This is a genomic window from Bacillus sp. SKDU12, from assembly GCF_010093085.1.
Classification (GTDB): Bacteria; Bacillota; Bacilli; order Bacillales; family Bacillaceae; genus Bacillus; species Bacillus mexicanus.
The window spans coordinates 289,916-306,851 of sequence record NZ_MSRC01000017.1 but is presented as its reverse complement, the minus strand read 5'-3'; the positions used below and the strand labels follow the sequence as shown (position 1 = coordinate 306,851).

Sequence of the window (16,936 nt, the reverse complement as noted above, 5' to 3'; positions counted from 1 at the left end):
AAGTGAGGTACAAAGTGAAGCTGGCAAGAAAGATTAAGAACAGACTTTTCAGATCAAAGAAGAAAACGCAAAAAGAAAATGCAGCTGTCATTGTCCATCCGACAGATAACAGGGTTTTTTCACTTTTTGATAAAACGAAACGAATTGAAGAAAACCAGCAAGTCCCTGTCAGAAAAATTTCTGAGTTTTCTTGGAATGGTTCAATTCTTAAAATTGCGGGATACATGTATATCAAGGGCCTGCCGCTTCAAAAAGAGGATCAGGTTCGAAAACGTTTATTATTGGTACATAACGGTGTGTTATTCTCTGCTGTTTCATTGCGGGATGTACCAGTTGATCAGCTGTCAATTGACAATGCAAATGTGCCCGGAACTTATAAATGGGCAGGATTTTCACAGCAAATTAACTTTTCTAAGCTGATAAATGACAAACCGCTTCCGCAAGGCGAGTATAAGCTGTTTCTCGAAATTGAAGCTGTGGATGACCAAAATGTAAAACACCAAGAAGTGCATACGGTAGGAAACGTCAGCAATTTCCTCTCTAATGATGTGTATGCCACAAAGATGGAATTTCACTCGGCTAAAAAGCTGATGAAGTTCAATTTGATTGTTAACTATGATGAGGGCGAAAAGACCATTAACTTGTCTTGCAACAAGCTGCAGGAAATTGATCCGAGCCTTTTGGAGCTGGATACTGGAAAAGAAGCAAATCGCTTTTTGCGCAAGCTGAATACGAGCTTGTTCCATTTTGCATATGATGTGTTCCGTCTGCTCCCTATTAAGTCCAATAAAATCGTCTTTGCTTCTGACAGCCGGCTTGATTTGACAGGAAACTTCGAGTTTGTTTATGAAGAACTGCTGAAACGTGAAGAAAACTTTGATTTCAAATTTTTCTTAAAGAGCAGTATTCGAGATAGAAAAAGCCTGTCTGAGCTGATTTCTATGGCTTATCATTTTGCGACAAGCAAGATCATTTTTATTGATGATTTTTATCCGATCATTTATCCATTAAAAATCCGCAAAAATGCTGATCTTGTCCAGTTGTGGCATGCTGTCGGTGCCTTTAAGACATTCGGCTACAGCCGAATCGGGCTGCCGGGCGGACCGTCACCGCATTCGAAAAACCATAGAAACTACACGAAGGTTATTGTCAGCTCTGAAAATATACGGAAGCACTATGCAGAGGGCTTTGGTGTAGACATAGAGAATGTCATCGCTACCGGCGTACCACGAACAGACTTTTTCTTTGATGAAGCGAAAAAGGCATTTGTGAAAGAACGTCTTTATACAGAGTATCCGTTCCTGAAGGACAAGAAGGTCATTCTTTTTGCACCTACCTTCCGCGGGAACGGTCAACAATCAGCTCACTATCCTTTTGAAGTGCTTGATTTTGACCGTCTGTATCGTGAGCTAAAGGATGAATATATCTTTTTATTTAAGATTCATCCATTCGTACGAAACGATGCCAATATCCCTTATCAGTATAGTGATTTCTTTTATGATTTCTCTTCATTCAGGGAAATTAACGAACTATTACTAGTTACAGATGTCCTGATTACGGATTACTCTTCTGTCTGCTTTGAATATGCTTTATTAAATAAACCGATGATTTTCTTCAGCTATGATGTAGATGATTATATTCGCAAACGTGATTTCTATTATGATTACTTCGACTTTATTCCTGGTCCGCTTGCGAAAACGTCCGATCAAATGATTTCAATCATTAAAGAAGAGAAGTATAACTTTGAGCAAATAGATTCATTTGTCCATTATTTCTTCGATGATCTTGACGGTAAAGCAAGTGAACGTGTGGTAGATCAAATTGTCTTTCCTCAGGAAGAGGAACCATTAGAAGATAAAGTCCTTAATAGATAAATCAAAAACACCTTTTGCAGCTGCAAAAGGTGTTTTTTTTATTGATATTCCGGAACATCAAAGTACAGCGTATAACCATCAAGCAATGAATACAGACTGTACATCCGGTTTACTTGTTTATACGCCCAGCCGATATCTGTTGCGTATTGGTGTGTCGCTGCGGCTGACCATCTCATTTTGTACAGTGTGTCCTGATTGTAGGCTGTGTTATGAATATAGGAAGAACCTATGAATTTCGCTCCGCCGATAATGGCCGCTTCTGGTGTGAACCAGCCTTGCTCGTATGCATATTTAGCACCGTAATAATTCGGGTTGCTGTCGTAGGCGCCAATTCCGTACATGTTGTATATGGTCTTTCCGTTATAGGTTAAGCCATTGGCTAAAGCGGATGTTCCATTTCCTGTTTCAAGGAGAGCGTGTGAGATTAAATACAGCTCGTTGATGCCGTATTGATTGGCCGCATCGATAAATGCTTTTGCTTTCCCTGTCAGGATGCCTTTACCTGAGAGCACTTTCTGATTAACTTCAGCAGTACTTAATCCGGCTGTCTGTGACAGCTTGAGAAATTGGAAGTAGGATTTGCTGTCTCTGGCAAAGTGATTCGGGTCCACGTATTGAACAACTTCATCACTGCTTGCGTTTCGCCAGCCCAAATTGATTTTTGCCCAGCCATTTGTCTGGCCGATGATTTTTACCTTGTCGCCTTTTTTAAATTGGCCGATCACATTTGTCGGAGTGACACCCGGCGTTGAACGGATATTTAATACGTCAGCCGTAACCGTTGAGGTTGCTGTATTAATATAAGTAAGCGATACGTAAGCCGCCCCGTCTGTTTGCGGGCTTACTTTCATTTGTTTTTGGACCATATCACCAAGTGAGAGATTGTAATTTGTTTTCATGATTTGCGGGCCGTTTTTGATTTTCACGAGAGACGATGTCCATCCATATAATTGTTTTAGCTTTGCTGATGCCGCAGCTGCTGCATCATTGCCTGTAAATTGTTCATTAACGCTGATTTTGTAAAGCGTATTGCTTTTCGTAGTGTAGGTTGGGCTTACATGTTGTGCTTTTAGATAGGTTAACCCATTGTTCAATGCTGTTTTGCTGGCAAGCTGAGCTGTGACAATTTTGTATTGTGTATATGCCGTTTCGCCTGTTTTTGCCGTTGTGCCGGCGGCATTGTTTTGCTTGAAAAACGATAACACACGGTCAATTTCTTCTTGGCTGATGATGGCCCCAGTTACGATTTTATAGCTGCTTGCTGCGGTCTGACCGGTTTTCCGGCTTGTTGCTGATATATGATTCGACTGAAAAAACATGAGTGCCTGATTGACTTTCGCTGTATCAAGCAAAGATTCAGTTGTAATTTTAAACGTGTTAGATGTTTGTTTTTTGACTGGTTTTACAGAAGCACTGAGCTGATTTTTCTTCAATGCGTTCAAGCCCTTTGTGATTTTGGCTTGATCGGATGTTTCTTCTGAGATAAGTTGATATTGGTTTTCTGCTGTTGCACCGGTTGCTTTTTTCGTTGCTTTGACTTTTTTCTGAGTAAAGAAGGCTGCGGCTTGATTTGCTTGCTGCTCGCCTAAAATCTTTGCTGTCGTTATTTGATAGGCTGCAGACGTTGTCGTTTTTTTGACGCTGGATGACGTATAACGCCATTTTTTCTTTTTAAAGAAAGTGTCTACTTTTTGCAGCTGTTGTTTCGATAAACCTTTCATATTCACAATATATGATGTGCTTTTGCCAACATGTTGATAACTGCCGGATACGCCGGTATTTTTCTTGATTTGGCTGATGGCGTCCTTCACTGTATTCAGCCCTTTGAAATAAGCTGATTGAGCATTGTATGATTCAGCAGTTGTTTTTTGATTGATTGACTTGTAGCTTCCTGTAATACCTGTACTCTGTTTCAGCTGATGTAATAGATTCTTGGCATTCGCTTCACCTGAAATGGCGGCTGTTGTGAACGTATAGCAGGCTTGTCCTTTCACCGTTTCTTTTAATGATGCCTTCAAGCCCGATTCCTTTTGGAATGCGCTTTTGATCTGCTCAGCTCTATTGTTTCCCGCAATTGTTCCTGACTGAATGGTTGTGACAGAGACTGTGTGCGTGATAGGCTGATATGAACCTTTAATCCCCGTTTGCTTAGTCATGCTCTGCATAAGCGCCTTGACTTTTGCCTCATCAGCGATCTCTGAAGTCGTGACGTTCATATAGGGTTGTGCTGCTTCGAACACTTTTACAGTGCCAGTCACTCCTGTCTCCTGTTTAAGCTTTGTCAGCAAAGTGTTCGCCTGTTTTTCTCCATTAATCGCTCCTGATGTAATGGTGACATACGGCTGCTTGCTTCCGACAGGACTTGAGGTGCCTGTAATCGCTGTCTGTTTGGCAAGTCCGCTCAGTATTGTTTTCGCTTCTGCTTCGCTTTGTATCCCAGCAGCAGAAATTTGGTAGGTTGTTGTTGTATCTGAAGATTGATAGGAAGCATTCCAGCCAGTATCTTTTTTCAGTTTGGCGACAGCCTGCGCGGCTTGGCTTTCTGTACTGAACGTTTTTGACGGCTTTACTTCATAAATCGAGTAGTCCGTATACGCTGCCGCTTGGGCAGAACCGGATATGGCAAAAAAGGCTAGGGACGCGGCGGATAGAAGCATAGGTGCGATTAATCTCTTTTTCATTCCTTCTCCTCTTTCTTATTCAATAAGTATATAAAACTAGTTTATTTATCGGCACGCGTAAGTTTCATTTATAGGTGAATCACTTCCATTTAAAAAAATTAATCTTGAATGAGATAAAGGAAGAATAAACAGTAATAGATAAGTAAAATAGAGGGGTTTTTAATGAAATTAGGGGGGATAATTCACAGATGTAAGTCTAGGATGAAGATTTTGCAGAAGCTCCAAGTTTGTGGTTAATAGGGTGAATCTTTAGGAGGATATTTTGATGTCTCCATTCGGGTAACATCACAGTATTTTCACTAGAAAAAGCCCCCCTTTATAATAAACAGATTAAGACTCTGTTTAAGAAAGGGCGGACTTATATTATCTGAAAAAGGGTCATCACAATCAAGCTGAATCGAAATATTACTGCTTAGGTGTTAGTGAATGACATCATGTATGTTCGTTACATGGGCATTGCCTTCCAAATCAGCATATATGGTCACAACTTTACAACCATGCATTGGGGGATTAGTAGTTGCTGTTGTTTTACAGACAATACAATAGTTATGACCAGAAACCAACTGAGATGCCACATAAAGAACAGGGACATACTTTACACCTACAATCCCGTCAATAGCTTTGCTAAATGCTGTTGCTACAGGTTGAGGTAAATGACAAGCTTGCATTTCTTGATAATTCCATTCTCCGGTATTAGTTGACATTGCAAACAACACATCCTTTCCATGTATAACTTATTTATCTCCTCTCTTTTTGCTTTTATACAATCTCACTAGGAAATGCATATAAAAGTTCACTTTCTCTCTCAATGCTTAAACCAACTGCTGCCTTAGCCGCAGAAATACTATTTGTGAGCAAGCCAGTTTAGGAATATGGTGTTCGTTTTTAAAAGAAAAAAGCCTGTAAATGCGATGACAAGCTTTAGCACCTTACCGTAATCTTATTTTTGCTTTTGACATACATAGAAAAAGCACACGGCAGTCAGCCGAGTGCTCAAATCGTTTACATATGAGACACGATCAGTGTACATGTTCCTTTCACTGTAAAGTCGGGCATTTGAGCAGGCAGTATAAAATGATGGCCTTTTTGAAGCGGACATGATTCATCTTCATACTTTAGCAAACCGCTTCCTTCTATCACGCTGCAAAGCAGAAAGCTTTCATCCTGAGACAGCTCAGCCTCCCCTTCGATGTCCCATTTATATACCGAAAAATATTCTCCTTGGACAAACGTTTTAATGGTGACTCCTTTTCTCGATTCAGTCGATTCATCTATATACCCGTCCACATGCGGAACTGTGGCCGCATTGACCGCTTTGGCAAAATGCAGCTCTCTTGGACTTCCGTCGCTATCTATCCGGTCATAGTCATACATCCTGTATGTGGCGTCAGAGTTTTGCTGTATCTCTAAAACAAGCGCTTCCTTACATAAGGCGTGCACTGTACCGCTCGGCACATAATAGAAATCACCCGGCTTAATCCTGAATCTTCGCAGCAGACCATCCCAGTCACCACTATTGATCATTGTGACAAGTTCGGTTTTTGAGCGGGCTGTATGCCCGTAAATAATCTCCGCATTTTCTTTACAGTCGATAATGTACCAGCATTCCGTCTTGCCGAGTTCGTCCTCTTCATTTTCGCCGGCATAGTAATCGTCGGGGTGAACTTTAATGGCCATATCTTCCTTCACGTCCAACAGCTTTGCTAAAAGCGGAAATCGATCCCCCTCCACACCGCCGAAAACGTCCCGATGCTCATCCCAGAGCTCAGTCAGTGTTTTTCCTTTATATGGGCCATTCGCTACAATGCTCGGCCCTTTTGGATGAGCGGAAATGGCCCAGCATTCCCCTGTTTTTTCTGAAGGAATACCGTAGCCAAATCTATCTCGTAAAGCGGTGCCGCCCCACACTTTTTCTTTAAACACAGGTGTTAGAAAAATCGGTGATTCCGTCATGATCCGTACCCCCCTGTCAATAACTGCTCATTATTTTCCCGGTGCATCCCCCTTACAAACGCTCGTATAAGCTGTCTTTTTCCTACAGCAAACGTATGTACAAAGCATCATCTTTTGCAGCTCTCGAAAGAAAGCGTTTCCTTTTTTATTATATCATGTCGAAAAGAAGCTTTGTTTCAAGCTTTTCCTCGATAAGAATAATTCCCCTTTTTTGATACAAATTAATAAAAACCGTCAACCTGAGGCTAAAGGAGAGAAACTATGCAAATCGACTCTGATCTCCAGAACAATTTAGACACATTGAAAAAAAAATTCGGACAAAGTGACGACATGATGTTTTATACGTTTCCATTCGGAGACAAGAGGCAGAAGGCTTGTTTACTGTATATTGACGGTCTGACAGAGAATAAAATACTGGCGCAATACGTCATTTCCCCTCTGCAAAGAGAAGCGTTAGCCCATAAGGAAAGGTCGATTGAAGATCTATCCGCCTTCTTATTCGGTTTCCATCATAAGGTTGTTTCTACAATGCAAGAAATAGAACAGCTCGTTTTTGCAGGCCAAGCCGTATTGCTTGCGGATGGCTATAGCGGTGGATTAGCGTTTGACACGAAGTCAGCAAAAACGCGCAGTCTTGAAGAACCTTCCTCTGAAATCTTGGAGCGCGGCCCGAAAATTGGATTTATTGAAAAACTGCGGACAAACACAGCTCTTTTGCGTGATCAGATAGGTGATCCTGATCTCGTTATAAAGGAAATGATACTCGGAAAAAGGACGAAAAAGAAGGTCGCCGTCGCTTATATTCAAGATGTTGCCCCTGATTTTGTTGTGAAAGAAGTGTTTAAAAGGCTAGATTCAGTCAAGATAGATGATTTGCCAGAATCGGGCACACTTGAACAGCTGATTGAAGATGATCCTTTTTCGATTGTTCCCACGATATTAAGTACAGAACGGCCAGACCGGGTTCAAAGTTCTCTATTGGAAGGACGCGTATCCATTTTAGTAGATGGTACGCCGTTTGCTCTAGTGGTTCCCACTACGGTTGATGAATTTATACATTCACCCGACGATTACAGCCAGCGCTGGATTCCCATGTCACTGATCCGTATTCTCCGTTATTCCTGTATCCTGATCACGATTTATTTGCCCGGTCTGTATATTTCTCTCGTTTCTTTTCACCCCGGGCTTTTGCCAACGAAAATGGCAATTTCGATTGCCGGAAGCCGGCTTAATGTACCATTCCCGCCTTTTGTAGAGGCCTTTATCATGATCTTTACGATCGAATTGATACGGGAAGCCGGCTTAAGGCTGCCCAGGCCAATCGGCCAGACGATTGGCCTTATCGGAGGCGTTGTCATTGGACAGGCGGCTGTACAGGCACAAATTGTCAGCGCACTGATGGTCATTGTGGTATCCGTTACCGCATTGGCATCCTTTACTGTTCCTTCATACACCTATAACTTTCCGCTGCGGATTATCCGGATTGTAGTCATGATAAGTGCGGCCGCGCTTGGCCTCTATGGGGTTATCATGGTCTATCTTTTCGTTGTCGGCCATTTAATGCGCCTGAAAAGCTTTGGCCAGGATTTCATTATCCCAATCATGGCGCAGCCCGGACAGGATTTGAAAGATACAGTCATTCGCATTCCTACTATGTTTTTAAAAAGAAGGCCGACACGAAATGATCCTGAAGACAATATTAGACAAAGGTGATCGCTATGAAGAAATCAGAACATAAACTGACATTTATGCAGACAATGATTATGATCAGCAGCACCCTGATAGGGGCAGGCGTCCTGACCCTTCCCCGCTCAGCTGCCGAATCCGATAGCCCGAGCGGATGGCTTATCATTCTGCTGCAGGGCGCTATTTTTATTGCCATTGCTCTGCTTCTCTTGCCTTTTCTTCAAAAAAACAGCGGGAAAACCATTTTTAAGCTTAACAGCATTGTAGCTGGGAAGTTCGTGGGTTTTTTATTAAATTCGTTTATCTCTCTTTATTTCATTGGGATTGTTTGCTATCAAGCACGTATTTTGGGAGAGGTAGTCGGATTCTTTCTGCTGAGAAATACGCCGATGTCTGTTGTGGTGTTTATCTTCCTTGCCGTTGCCATTTATCATGTGGGCGGGGGTGTTTATGCGATTTCAAAGGTCTATGCTTATATATTTCCTATAACCCTTCTTATTTTTATGATACTCCTGATGTTCAGTTTTCGCTTGTTCCAGCTTGATTACATCAGGCCAGTTTTTGAGGGAGGCTATCAGAGCTTTTTCGCTTTAATTCCAAAAACACTTTTGTATTTCTCAGGATTTGAAATCATTCTGTACCTCATCCCGTTTATGAGAGACCCGAAGCAAGCAAAAAAAGCTGTCGCTTTAGGGATTATGACTTCCACAGTGTTTTACAGTATCACTTTATTAATCGTGATTGGCAGTATGACTGTGGCTGAGGCCAAAACGGTAACATGGCCTACCATCTCTCTTATCCACGCATTAGAAGTTCCAGGCATTTTTATTGAACGGTTTGATGTATTCTTACAGCTGACCTGGACCGCCCAGCAATTTGCCTGTATGCTTGGCTCCTTTAAAGGCGCCCATATCGGTTTAACCGAAATCTTTCATCTGAAAAATAAAAACAATGCGTGGCTGCTTACGGCCATGCTGGCTGTGACATTTCTCTTAACATTGTATCCTAAGCATCTGAATGACGTATTTCATTATGGGACACTTCTTGGATATGCTTTTTTAATTGTAATCTCAATCCCATTCTTCATTTGGTTTTTGAACTGGATACAGAAAAAACTGGGAAGGGGGCAGCTTCAATGAAGATAATAATAAAGCTGGCGGCAATGTTTCTCATGCTGCAGGCGCTCTGCGGATGCTGGGATGTCAAAAATATTGAAAAGCTATCCTTCGCCAGAGGACTCGCAATCGATGAAACAGATCATCATCATTATAAATTAATGTATCAAAATCTTCTTCCCCAAAGTGAAAACAGCCAAGCTGCGGGAAAGCCTGAGTTTATCAATGTGACATCTTATGGGAAAAATATTCTCGAAGCGGTCAGTGATGTATCGATCAAGGATCCTCCTATTTACAGCGATCACTTGAAAGTGATTCTTTTAGGAGAACAACTGATGAAACATCAAAACATTGATCAAGTGTTAAATCACTTCATAAGAGATGATGAATTAAGACGAAGCAGTTATTTAATTGCTGCAAGAGGAAACGCCAGTGATCTTTTTGCTAAAGGCAGCTCAAATCAGCAACAGCCCATGCCTGTCGAAAAACTGATTGATTTGACAACTCACATGGGGTATAACGGAAAAATTATGTTGCCTCTGCGAATCGGAAGAGCTTCTCTTTATTGCCAGAACCACTACAGCTTTCTCATCCAAGCGGCGAAAAAACAAAAGGGAAAAATCAAGTATGACGGGGCAGGCATTATTAAAAGCCACAGCAATAAACTGATTGGATTTCTTTCCGCTGATGAACTCCAACCACTGACATGGGTCATGGGAACAATCCAAGGCGGCGTCTTGCCGGCGACAGACAAAGGACGTCCAATTACCTTTGAGATAAGCAAGTCAAAAACAAAAATTAAGCCGGAAATTAAAAATGGAAAGCCTGTCTTTCATATTTCTGTTAAAACAAAGGGCATCCTCACAGAAGATCAAAATCCAAAAGAAGACTCCTTTAGTCAAAGCTATTTGAACAAACTGGGGCGCATTTTCGAGAAAAAACTTGAACGTGATGTGAAAAAGGTGATGGATAAACTGCAGCATGAGTATAAAGCTGATCCGATTTTTTTGTCCGAACGAGTCCGTGTTCAATATCCTGACTACTGGAATAAAGTAAAAGGGCATTGGGATGAAGTATTTGCTGAAGCTGATTTCAAGTATGATATTTCATTCGACATTGTTAATTTCGGGACAGTCGGAAAGTGAGCAATCAACAGGGTGCGCGATTACGCGCACCCTGTTTTATGTTTCGACAGTCTGCTGTTTTCCAGCCGAACCGCCTTGTCCGTTTTTATCTCGTAAATCCTGTTCAATTTCTTCAAGGCTTTTTCCCTTCGTCTCTGTCACTTTAAATCGGACAAATAAGAAGGACATCATACCGATGGCGGCATAAATCAGGAATAAATAACTGATGCCGATCGCTTCCATTAATATTGGATAGGTTAGTGAAACGATCAGTGTACCAACGTGCAGCATCAAAGTCGAGACCCCAGTCCCGATTCCTCTGACATGGAGCGGGAACAATTCAGGAAGCATCACCCAGACAACCGGGCCCCAGCTGACTGCAAAGACAACGATAAACACGCCTAAACAGATGACAGTTGTCCAGGAGGCAGCCGGTGTGTTATCGAAAAAGAGATTCACCAGCGCCAAAACGATTAAGCTGATCACCATCCCGGCATTTCCGAATAACAATAGCGGCTTTCTTCCAATCTTGTCGATGATTTTAATCGCTACTAATGTCATGAGAACATTAACTGTGCCGATTCCAACTGTTCCTAAAATCGAAGCGGAGTTTCCAAACCCGACGTTTGTGAAGGTTTTTGGCGCATAATAAATGATCGTGTTCGTTCCGATAAACTGCTGCAAAAACGCCAGTCCTAAGCCCGCAATTAACGCAGGGCGCACCCAAGGATCAAACAGCTCCTTCAAGCCGCCTTCATCTTGCTTTTCCGCTTCTTGAATATCATGTATTTCCTGATCAATATCTTTCGTACCACGCAATTTTTTAAGAATTTTCTTCGCTTTGTCCTCATCGCCGTTCGTGAACAGCCAACGGGGACTCTCAGGCATAAACAAAATCCCAATGAGCAAGAGCACCGACGGCACAGCGGCCAATCCAAGCATCCAGCGCCACGCTTCGGCATCTGCAAATATGTAATTGACAATGTAAGATAGAAGAATGCCGACTGTGATCATTAGCTGATTCAACGATGAGAGCGCCCCGCGTTTCTGTTTTGGCGCCAGTTCAGATAAATAGAGAGGCACGATTGTCGTCGATGTTCCGACAGCCAATCCTAAAATGATGCGAAATAACACCATAACTCCCGTATTCGGAGCCAATGCCACACCCAATCCGCCTATACAAAAAAGCAATGCGGCCGCCATAATGGCTTTTTTTCTTCCAAAACGGTCTGTCAGCTTGCCAGCCGCTCCCGAACCAATTATTGCCCCAACCAATAAGGAGCTGACAACAAGCCCTTCCGTAAATGCACTCAAGCCTAAGTCCTTTTTCATAAATAAAATAGCGCCAGAAATCACTCCAGTATCATACCCGTATAACGCGCCTCCAAGAGCGCCGAAAAAATAAAGCCATATATTTGACTGCTTTTTCATAAAAATGACTCCCTTTCTCCATCAGCTGGGATCAATTTGTCTGTGGCGTTTTTTAGAAATCTTTTAGCCTCTTTTTCTGACTATTAAACCTTTTCATTCTTGCTGGTGATAAATTTCCAATCATTCACTTGCATTTTTTCAACATGATCGAAACGTTTTATCTATTGCGGCGTCTAATATAAGGTGATTCGCACATCAAAAATAACTATTTTCAAGAATAGAATCTAATAAATATAGGAATATTTATCGAAAAATGTTTATTCAAGAGTTGCCCTGCTGCAAAATGAATGGTACGCTACAAATAGTAAAGAAACGAGAGGTATTGACATATGGAAGAACGATCAAAACGCAAAAAGAAAAAGAGAAAACTGAGAAAATGGGTAAAAGTTGTTGTTGGTTTAATCGCCTTTCTAGTCATTGTAGTAGGATCTGTCGGCGCCTACGCTTTTGTAAAACTAAACCATGCGTCAAAACAAGCCCATATTGACTTAAATGCTAATGGCCAATCCGTTAAACGCATTAAAGAGTTTGATCCGAAAAAAGACTCCTTTACTGTACTGCTTCTAGGAATTGATTCAAGAGATTCAAAGGGTGAGACAGTAAATGATGCTAGAAGTGATGCCAATGTGTTGGTTACCTTTAACCGAACAAACAAAACAGCTACAATGCTAAGCATTCCTAGAGACTCTTATGTGAATATTCCAGAATACGGATATGATAAATTTACGCATGCTCATGCATTTGGGGGCGTAAAAACCTCGGCAAAAACAGTAGAAAACCTGCTAGATATTCCAGTAGATTATGTAGTAGAAAGTAATTTTAATGCCTTTAAAGATGTGGTTGATGAGCTAAATGGTGTAAGTGTAGATGTAAAAAGTGAAAAAGTTGCTAATCAAATTAAAAAGGACACAAAAGGAAAAGTAGTGTTAAAACCTGGTGTCCAAACACTCGACGGTGAAGAGGCCCTTGCGTATGTAAGAACGCGAAAAGCCGATACAGACTTTCAACGCGGCCAAAGACAAATGGAAGTCTTAAATGCAATTATTAAAAAATCTAAATCATTAAGCTCTATTCCAGCCTATGATGATATTGTTGATAGTCTTGGGAAAAATCTAAAGATGAATTTATCATTAAATGATGCCATCGGATTATTCCCATTTATAACGTCTTTAAAATCAATTGATACTGAACAGCTTACCGGGTCAGACATGTATGCCTACAACCCTCGCGAGGGAAAAAGACTTTATTATTTAAAACTTGATGATGAAAAACTTGAAAAAGTAAAAACTGAACTAAAAGAAGCCCTAAATAACTGATTTTAACGGAATGGCAAAGGCCATTCCGTTTTTTTAGTTGAAAATGATCATAGTAACGTTTAGCCTTAATTTATATGGATGATGTTTCGCAGAAAAGCGGAACATACTACACCAAGCAGCTTTATTTTTAAGGAGGTTCCACCTGCATATGAAATGTATTGCGATTGATTTAGACGGTACACTATTGAATAAAGAGAGCGTGATTTCTGCAGAAAACAGAGCGGCAATCAAACGGGCTGTTGATGCCGGCATTCTCGTCACCATTTGCACAGGAAGGGCTACATTTGATGTAAAAGCATTACTGAAAGACTTGGACATCCCCATCATTGCGGCTAATGGCGGAACGATCCACGATACCGGTTACCGTTTAATCAGCCGAACATTAATGGATCAGGAAGCCGGAAAAGCAATCGCTGATTACTTACTGTCTAAACATATTTACTTTGAAGTATATACAGATGACTATCTGCTTTCTCCTTTTGACGGCGAAGCGAAGCTGCACGCGGAGCTTGATATCCTAAAGAGCGCAAATCCAAACGAAAAGACGGACGAATTATGGCAAGGAGCCATGACTCAGTTCAAACAGTTTGGCATTAAACCAATTCCTCATATCGAATCGGTCTTTGACGGCAGCGAAAATATTTATAAGCTGCTTTGCTTCTCATTTGATATGGATAAGCTGAAACAAGCGAAGGAAGAGCTGAAGCATCATAGCAAACTGGCGCAAACCACTTCTGGAAAACATATTATCGAAATCCTGCCGGCCAATTCAGGAAAAGGACGCGCGCTGACAAAGCTGGCTGACATATACGGAATTGAAACACAGGATATTTATGCGATCGGCGACAGTCCGAACGATTTGTCTATGTTTGAGGTCGCCGGACACCGTATCGCCATGGAGAATGCGATCGATGAATTAAAAGAAAAAAGCACCTTCATCACAAAAAGCAATGATGAAAATGGTGTCGCTTACTTTATTGACCAGCTTCTTTCCGGCCAATATGCATAAAGAAAAGACTCCAGACACTCTGGAGTCTTTGTCTTATTTTACCCGTATACTTCCCGCGTATTTATCCTTCCAATACGTGCTCGTGTTCATATTGGTGATGGTCACGCCGTTTGATAATGTGACATGAACAACTTGGCCATTTCCGATATAAATGGCTGGATTCAGGCTTGTGGATTGGAAGAACACAATGTCTCCCGGCTTCAAGTCAGCCTTTTTAATCTTTGTTCCTGCTTTGTACTGGCTTGCTGCGTACCGAGGCAGGGAAATTCCCGCTGCTTTCTGGTATACATACTGGACAAAACCAGCTGTATCAAACCCAGTCTTTGGTGACACTCCGCCTTTTTTATAAGGAACTTCTCCAATATAAAGCGTAGCTTCAGAAACGATCTTGTTTTCTTTCGGGATTGCCAAGTTGTCAAATCGGCGAATGCCTGTCATCTTCGATTTCCAGTACTCCCCTGACAAGTAGGAAATGGTCACTTTTTCTGACCGGCTTGCCTGAATAAACCTTCCTCCGCCTGCATAAATGCCTGCATGTGAAATTCCTGATTTATATGTGTTGCTAAAATAAATGACATCGCCAGGCTTTATGTTCTGAGGCGCCACCTTTTCGCCCGCTTCCCATTGCTGTTCGGCTGATCGAGGCAGATAAATGCCGAGTGCCCGCTGAAACACATACTGCACGAGCCCTGAACAGTCAAAGCCCTCTGAAGGTGTATTGCCGCCAAACACATATGGAATGCCCATATATTTTTCTGCCTCCCGAACGACAGGAACATCCGCAATGGCCGGATCTGTTGCGATTCGTCTCGCCCCAAGATAAGAGCCGCTCCAATAGCTGCTTTTTTTGTAATTGGTGATGATGACCCCTTTTGATTGCGTGCTGTGAACCACCTGGCCGTCTCCGATATAAAGAGCGTTATGCGTCGCAATTGTCCCGCTGCTTCCCTCTTTCTTGAAAAACAAAATATCACCCGGCTTCACATCTTCAGACTTTATCGCCGTTCCGACTTTACTCTGATCCTTCACAGATCTCGGCAGATGAATATCTGCCTTATTGAAAACATATTGAATGAACCCTGAAGAATCGAAGCCCTCTTTCGGCGTTTCACCGCCGTATTTATACTGATACCCAAGCAGTTTTTTTGCTTCGCTGATTATCTGCTCAGATGACATATCAGCCTCTGCAATTTCCGCTTTTGTAATAATTGAACCAAAAAAAACAATGATGACTGCCACAAGCAAAAACCTCTTCCAGTTTGCTAGTGTCTTCACTTTTATTATCTCCTCCTCTTTTTTGCAATCTTAACATCGGTATTTTTTTGTATATATTAAGAGACTTGTTGATTTTTTTACATAATGAATGTGCCGGGCAAATAAAAAGAGAATGCCTCATCAGGCACTCTCTTTTTTGAATCATTTATTTGCTTGGTTCTTCTTGCTGCTGAATTTTATGCATTTCCGTATCAATCTTCTGCTTTTCCTGATCTGTCAGCTGATCATTGAATTTAAAAGCTGACATAAACATGAATACGATAGCTACGGCAACAAACGGCCAAAAGGCTTTGACAAATTTCATCTTTATCACTCCGATTATTTAGATTTTAGTTTGTCGCTATGATCAACATCAAACGTCAGTTTACCGTCTTCTACTTTCCATGAGAAATTAGAGTCTTTCGTGAGTTCACGAATAATTGTTTTTTGTTTAAAGCTGCCTTTTTTGACTGGTGCAGGTGTCGCTTCATGGATATCAATCGGCGTCACTTCAAAACGGCCTGTGCCGTTTTTCTTTAGGTGATACTGAACCAGCGCACTATCTCTCGTTCTTGTCCAGCCTTGATCAAAGACAAAGTTACCGAGGCTGTAGAAAATGACGGTTCCGTTATACACTTCAATCGGTTCTAAGACGTGCGGGTGATGGCCGACAATGATATCAGCTCCCGCATCAGACATGGCTCTTGCAAGCTGGCGCTGGCGGTCGTTTGGATCATTGTCATATTCTTGTCCCCAATGTGACTGCACCACAACGATGTCCGCACGTTGTTTCGCTTCTGAAATCATAGGGATGAAGACTTCAGGATCTGCGGGCAGTACGCCCGGCGTTTTCCTTTTAGCCCCAAAGCTTTTTCCAGATACATCGGTAAAACCGAGCGTCGCGATGGTCACCCCATTGACTTTCTGGTATGAAATTTTCTTTTTCGCATCATCCAGATTGTATCCTGCTCCAACGATATCAAGATTTTGCTTTGAAAATTCTCCAAGCGTATCTTTCATACCTTCCACGCCGTAATCCATTGAGTGATTGTTTGCGCTGTTGAGAACCGTAAAGTTCATATCCTTTAAGACTTTCACTGATTCCTTATTCGTCTGCAAATGAATCTTTTTCTTGGCTTGTTTATAATCCTTTTGATACGTTACCGTATTTTCAAAGTTTCCAGCTACATAATCCGAGCTTTTAAAGATCGGTTCAACATATTGAAAAACACTGTCTGCCCCTTTTTGTTTCGTTACTTTTTCAACATAACGGCCCATCATAATATCGCCGACAAAAGAGGCTGAGAGAACATCATCAGCATACGTTTTGACCTTTGGCTTTTCTGCTTTTCCCGCCCACATAAACGTGAACATGAGAACAAAAACGATCGGAATGGCAATAAATACGTGCTTGTTGGTTTTCTTTTTTTGCTGTTTTGTCAGCTTTAGCAGCTTTTCATGAAAGCTCAGTTCTTTTTTCATCGTTTGACACA

The 16,936-nt window shown here is 41.6% G+C and carries 13 protein-coding genes; 6 read left to right on the top strand and 7 right to left on the bottom strand.

Annotated elements, in window-relative coordinates; all coding sequences use genetic code 11:
- Positions 1-14 precede the first annotated feature (14 nt).
- Positions 15-1,874, top strand: coding sequence for a CDP-glycerol glycerophosphotransferase family protein (locus BTW01_RS15810; RefSeq protein WP_162103995.1), 1,860 nt, complete (start codon positions 15-17; stop codon positions 1,872-1,874).
- Positions 1,875-1,912: 38 nt separating this feature from the next.
- Here BTW01_RS15810 and BTW01_RS15805 read toward each other — a convergent pair whose 3' ends face one another.
- The 3 genes from BTW01_RS15805 to manA all read right to left on the bottom strand — a co-directional run bounded on the left by BTW01_RS15805 (position 1,913) and on the right by manA (position 6,508).
- Positions 1,913-4,555: an N-acetylglucosaminidase gene (locus tag BTW01_RS15805; RefSeq protein ID WP_162103938.1), complete on the bottom strand. Its 2,643-nt coding sequence runs from the start codon at positions 4,553-4,555 to the stop codon at positions 1,913-1,915.
- A gap of 419 nt (positions 4,556-4,974) precedes the next feature.
- Positions 4,975-5,259: a hypothetical protein gene (locus BTW01_RS15800; RefSeq protein ID WP_162103937.1), complete on the bottom strand. Its 285-nt coding sequence runs from the start codon at positions 5,257-5,259 to the stop codon at positions 4,975-4,977.
- A gap of 298 nt (positions 5,260-5,557) precedes the next feature.
- Positions 5,558-6,508 (bottom strand): mannose-6-phosphate isomerase, class I, encoded by a 951-nt coding sequence (gene manA, locus BTW01_RS15795; RefSeq protein WP_162103936.1) that lies wholly within the window; start codon positions 6,506-6,508, stop codon positions 5,558-5,560.
- Positions 6,509-6,769: 261 nt separating this feature from the next.
- Between manA and BTW01_RS15790 the strand changes: the two genes are divergently transcribed.
- From BTW01_RS15790 to BTW01_RS15780, 3 genes are read left to right on the top strand one after another with little or no spacing between them, the layout of a single operon-like run.
- Positions 6,770-8,221 (top strand): spore germination protein, encoded by a 1,452-nt coding sequence (locus tag BTW01_RS15790; protein WP_162103935.1) that lies wholly within the window; start codon positions 6,770-6,772, stop codon positions 8,219-8,221.
- 5 nt (positions 8,222-8,226) lie between these two features.
- Positions 8,227-9,333, top strand: a complete 1,107-nt coding sequence (locus BTW01_RS15785; RefSeq protein ID WP_162103934.1) for a spore germination protein — start codon at positions 8,227-8,229, stop codon at positions 9,331-9,333.
- Positions 9,330-10,454 (top strand): Ger(x)C family spore germination protein, encoded by a 1,125-nt coding sequence (locus BTW01_RS15780; RefSeq protein ID WP_162103933.1) that lies wholly within the window; start codon positions 9,330-9,332, stop codon positions 10,452-10,454. The genes BTW01_RS15785 and BTW01_RS15780 overlap by 4 nt, the downstream gene beginning before the upstream one ends.
- A 36-nt stretch (positions 10,455-10,490) precedes the next feature.
- On the opposite strand, the gene BTW01_RS15775 is transcribed toward BTW01_RS15780, so the two are convergent.
- Positions 10,491-11,864: a sugar porter family MFS transporter gene (locus tag BTW01_RS15775; RefSeq protein ID WP_162103932.1), complete on the bottom strand. Its 1,374-nt coding sequence runs from the start codon at positions 11,862-11,864 to the stop codon at positions 10,491-10,493.
- A 329-nt stretch (positions 11,865-12,193) separates the two neighbouring features.
- On the opposite strand from BTW01_RS15775, the gene BTW01_RS15770 reads away from it, so the two are divergent.
- Together BTW01_RS15770 and ywtE are read left to right on the top strand one after the other, a co-directional pair.
- Positions 12,194-13,180 (top strand): LCP family protein, encoded by a 987-nt coding sequence (locus BTW01_RS15770; RefSeq protein ID WP_162103931.1) that lies wholly within the window; start codon positions 12,194-12,196, stop codon positions 13,178-13,180.
- Positions 13,181-13,328: 148 nt separating this feature from the next.
- Positions 13,329-14,189, top strand: a complete 861-nt coding sequence (gene ywtE, locus BTW01_RS15765; RefSeq protein WP_162103930.1) for a 5-amino-6-(5-phospho-D-ribitylamino)uracil phosphatase YwtE — start codon at positions 13,329-13,331, stop codon at positions 14,187-14,189.
- A gap of 33 nt (positions 14,190-14,222) precedes the next feature.
- Here ywtE and BTW01_RS15760 read toward each other — a convergent pair whose 3' ends face one another.
- The 3 genes from BTW01_RS15760 to pgsA all read right to left on the bottom strand — a co-directional run bounded on the left by BTW01_RS15760 (position 14,223) and on the right by pgsA (position 16,925).
- Positions 14,223-15,464, bottom strand: a complete 1,242-nt coding sequence (locus tag BTW01_RS15760; RefSeq protein WP_162103929.1) for a C40 family peptidase — start codon at positions 15,462-15,464, stop codon at positions 14,223-14,225.
- Between the two features lie 145 nt (positions 15,465-15,609).
- Positions 15,610-15,768 carry an extrachromosomal elements maintenance protein EdmS gene (gene edmS, locus BTW01_RS15755; protein WP_162103928.1) on the bottom strand — a complete coding sequence of 53 codons (159 nt, stop codon included), beginning with the start codon at positions 15,766-15,768 and terminating at the stop codon, positions 15,610-15,612.
- Between the two features lie 14 nt (positions 15,769-15,782).
- A complete protein-coding gene (gene pgsA / locus BTW01_RS15750) occupies positions 15,783-16,925 on the bottom strand; it encodes a capsular polyglutamate synthetase PgsA (protein WP_162103927.1) in 1,143 nt (380 codons plus the stop codon).
- Between the last annotated feature and the right edge of the window lie 11 nt (positions 16,926-16,936).